Source organism: Streptomyces sp. YS-3 (genome assembly GCF_045257485.1).
Lineage (GTDB): Bacteria > Actinomycetota > Actinomycetes > Streptomycetales > Streptomycetaceae > Streptomyces.
This window is the reverse complement of sequence record NZ_JBJHPC010000670.1, coordinates 1-3,646: the sequence shown is the minus strand read 5'-3', so window position 1 is coordinate 3,646 and position 3,646 is coordinate 1. Positions and strand designations below refer to the sequence as shown.

General features: G+C 73.9%; 4 protein-coding genes. All 4 read left to right on the top strand.

Annotation, left to right across the window (positions count from 1 at the left end; translation table 11 throughout):
* Positions 1-333 (top strand): hypothetical protein (locus ACJA3G_RS32950; RefSeq protein WP_406556701.1); only part of this gene is annotated, 333 nt, incomplete at its 5' end.
* An 84-nt stretch (positions 334-417) separates the two neighbouring features.
* Positions 418-1,206, top strand: a complete 789-nt coding sequence (locus ACJA3G_RS32945; RefSeq protein ID WP_406556700.1) for a maleylpyruvate isomerase family mycothiol-dependent enzyme — start codon at positions 418-420, stop codon at positions 1,204-1,206.
* A 242-nt stretch (positions 1,207-1,448) separates the two neighbouring features.
* The gene (locus ACJA3G_RS32940) at positions 1,449-2,780 is read left to right on the top strand and encodes an NAD(P)/FAD-dependent oxidoreductase (RefSeq protein ID WP_406556699.1); all 1,332 of its coding nucleotides are present in this window, start codon (positions 1,449-1,451) and stop codon (positions 2,778-2,780) included.
* A gap of 2 nt (positions 2,781-2,782) precedes the next feature.
* Positions 2,783-3,646, top strand: an 864-nt coding sequence (locus ACJA3G_RS32935; protein WP_406556698.1) for a thiamine pyrophosphate-dependent enzyme, incomplete at its 3' end; no start/stop codon positions are given.

Below are 3,646 nucleotides of genomic sequence, written 5' to 3'. Positions count from 1 at the left end.
GGGGGCGCCGTGCTCGCCGGGCGGGGCGCTCCCCTCGACGAGTCCGCTCTGCGGGCGCGCACGGAGACCGCGGCCCGCTCCAACGCGGAGTTCTTCTACCCGGACGGCACCTCCAGCATGGAGGAGTCCCGGGCCACGAAGGTGAGCGGCCGTCCCGCCTACACGGTGGTGCTGCGCACCCAGGACGAGAGCGGAAGGGCGGGACGGCTGCGGCTGACGATCGTCGCGCGCGGCGAGGACCGGTCGGCCTTCCTCCTCGGGGTCACCGAGGCGCCCGAGTCCGCCGAGAGCCGTGAGGTGGACGCGGTGCTGGCCGACGCCGCCGTCCAGTAGCCCCGTACGCCCGCCCTCCACCGGCCGGGGCCGCTGTGACAGGCTGCCCGGGAAGAGAACCGGTCTGCCAGGAGGCGCGACACCATGAACACTGCCGAACCGCTCGACCACCGCGCGGCCGTCGCCGCGGAGAGCGCCCGGTTCGCGGGCCTGGTCAAGGGCGCCGACCTGACGCTCGCCGTCCCCGCCTGCCCGGGCTGGACCCTGGTCGACCTCGTCCGGCACACCGGCGGCGTGCACCGCATGTTCACCGCGCTGGTACGCGCCCGTGTCCAGGAGCGGCCCACGAGCCGCGATGTGGACCTGCGGCTGCCGGAGCGCGAGGACGGCTACGCCGACTGGCTGGCCGCGGGCGCGGCCGAGGCGGACCAGACGTTCGCGAGCACCGACCCGGACGCGCCGATGTGGGTGTGGGGCGCCGACGGCCATGTCCGGTTCTGGGTGCGCCGGATGCTGTTCGAGACGCTGGTGCACCGCGTCGACGCGGAACGGACGCTGGGACTGGCCTCCGAGATCGACCCGGGGCTCGCGCGGGACGGCGTCGACGAGTTCCTGGTCAACCTTCCCTACGCCACTTTCTTCGCACCCCGGGTCGCCGAGCTGCGCTCCGCCGGGGCCGTCCAGCACATCCGGTTCACCAGTACGGACACGGACGACGACTGGCTGGTCCAGTTGCGCCCCGACGGCTTCGGTCTGGTGGAGAGCCAGGACGGTCCGGGGCAGGACGGCACGCCCGCCGACGCCACGATCCGGGCCCGCGCGGCCGACCTGCTGCTGCTCGTCTACGGCCGTTCCGACCGTTCGGCGGGAGAGGTACGGACCGGCGGGGACGAGGAACTGCTCCAGCGCTGGTTCACCAACTCGGCCTTCTGATGTCGCGCCGCCGCCCGGCGTTCTGAGCTCCAGCGGCGGCGGCGAGGGCCGGGCGGAACCGGTCATGATTGTGGGTGCGGGCGCCGGAGACGGGGGCCGGAAAGGGAGCTGGCCGGGGCGGGGAAGACCCCCGGGCGGCTTGGCGCAGGGGTGATGTGGCACGCACCGCCCGGTGTTTGCCCTCGGCGACCCAGGGCACGCGGGAACCCTGTCCGCCCGCACCCAGCCCACGGGAGCCGAACGTGACCACCCCTACTCCGGACCGTCCCCGCATCCTCATCGTCGGAGCCGGGTTCGCCGGGTACCAGGCCGCTCGCACCCTCTCCCGCCGCATGCGCGGCCGTGCCCGCATCACCCTGCTCAACCCCACGGACTACTTCCTCTACCTCCCCCTGCTCCCCCAGGTCTCCGCCGGAATCCTGGAGCCGCGCCGTGTCACCGTCTCGCTCAGCGGGACGCTGCCCGGTGTGCGGCTCGTCCTCGGGGAGGCCGAACGCGTCGATCTGGACGCCTCGAAGGTCCACTACACCGGGCCGGAGGGGAACGCGGGCGAGCTGGGGTACGACCGGCTGGTGCTCGCCGTCGGCAGCGTCAACAAGCTGCTTCCGGTGCCCGGGGTCAGCGAGCACGCGCACGGCTTCCGCGGGATGCCCGAGGCGCTGTATCTGCGCGACCACATCACCCGGCAGATGGAACTGGCCGCGCAGGGCACCGACACCCTTCAGGAGCAGGGCGCGCGGCGCACCTTCGTGGTGGTCGGCGGCGGCTACACCGGCACCGAAGTGGCCGCGCAGGGGAAGCTGTTCACCGACGCCCTCGACCGGCGCCGGCCGGCGCGCTGGGTGCTGCTCGACATCGCCGACCGGCTGCTGCCCGAACTCGACCGCAGGATGTCCACCACGGCCGGGCGGGTGCTGCGCCGCCGTGGTGTCGACGTCCGCACCGGAACCTCCGTGAAGGAGGCGACCGAGGACGGGGTGCTGCTGGACGACGGGGAGTTCATCCCGACCCGGACCCTGATCTGGTGCGTGGGCGTCCGGCCGGATCCGCTGGTCTCCGAGCTCGGTCTGTCCGTGGAGCGCGGACGGCTGCTCGTGGAGCCTCAGTTGAGCGTGCCGGGCAGGCCCGAGGTGTTCGCCTGCGGCGACGCGGCGGCCGTGCCGGACCTGACCAAGCCGGGCGAGTTCACCCCGATGACCGCGCAGCACGCCGCCCGGCAGGGCAAGAGGGCCGCGCTCAACGTCGCGGCCTCGCTCGGCCACGGTGAGCAACAGCCGTACAAGCACAACGACTTGGGGTTCGTCGTGGACCTCGGCGGGGTGCAGGCGGCGGCCAACCCGCTCGGCATGCCGCTCTCGGGACCGATCGCCGGGGCCGTCACCCGCGGCTACCACCTCGCCGCCATGCCCGGCAACCGGGTGCGCGTGGCGGCCGACTGGCTGCTGGACGCCGTACTCCCCCGCCAGGGCGTCCAGCTGGGCCTGGTGCGGTCCTGGTCGGTCCCGCTGGACACGGAGACGCCCGAGCTGGCCCGCGTCCCGGGCGGCCCCGCACCCACGACCCGAAAGGACTGACCATGAAGAGCACCCGTACGGCCGACCTCGCCCGACTCGCCGAGCTCGGACAGCAGTTGCGGGTCGACGCGGTCCGCGCCGCCGACGCCGCCGGATCCGGCCACCCCACCTCGTCGATGTCCGCGGCGGATCTGGCCGCCGTGCTGCTGGCCGGGCATCTGCGCTACGACTTCGACAAGCCCGAACACCCCGCCAACGACCGGCTGATCCTCTCCAAGGGGCACGCCTCGCCGCTGCTGTACGCGATGTACCGCGCGGCCGGGGTCGTGGACGACGAGGAGCTGCTCACCTTCCGCAAGCTGGGCAGCCGGCTGGAAGGACACCCCACGCCGCGGCTGCCGTGGGTGGACGTGGCCACCGGCTCACTCGGCCAGGGCCTGCCGGTCGGCGTCGGGATGGCGCTGGCGGGCAAGCACCTCGACCGTCTCCCGTACCGCGTCTGGGTGCTGTGCGGCGACAGCGAGCTGGCGGAGGGCTCGGTGTGGGAGGCGGCGGAGCACGCCGGGGACCAGCACCTGGACAATCTGACACTGGTCGTCGACGTCAACCGGCTCGGCCAGCGCGGCCCGACCCGCCATCAGCGCGACCTGGCCGCCTACGCGCGCAGGTTCCGCGCCTTCGACTGGCACACCGTCGAGGTGGACGGCCATGACGTGGGGGCGGTCGACGCGGCGTACCGGGAGGCCGCCGGGACACCGCGCAAGCCCACCGTGATCCTCGCGGGCACCGTGAAGGGCAAGGGCGTCGCCTCCGTCGAGGACCGCGAGGGCCTGCACGGCAAGCCGCTGCCGGACGCCGTGGCGGCCGTCGAGGAGCTCGGCGGCCCCCGCTTCGTCCACGTGGACGTCCAGGCCCCGCCCTCCGCC

Coding starts and splice junctions, on each gene's coding strand:
- ACJA3G_RS32945 (WP_406556700.1), top strand. CDS start 418: ATGAACACTGCCGAACCGCTCGACCACCGCGCGGCCGTCGCCGCGGAG.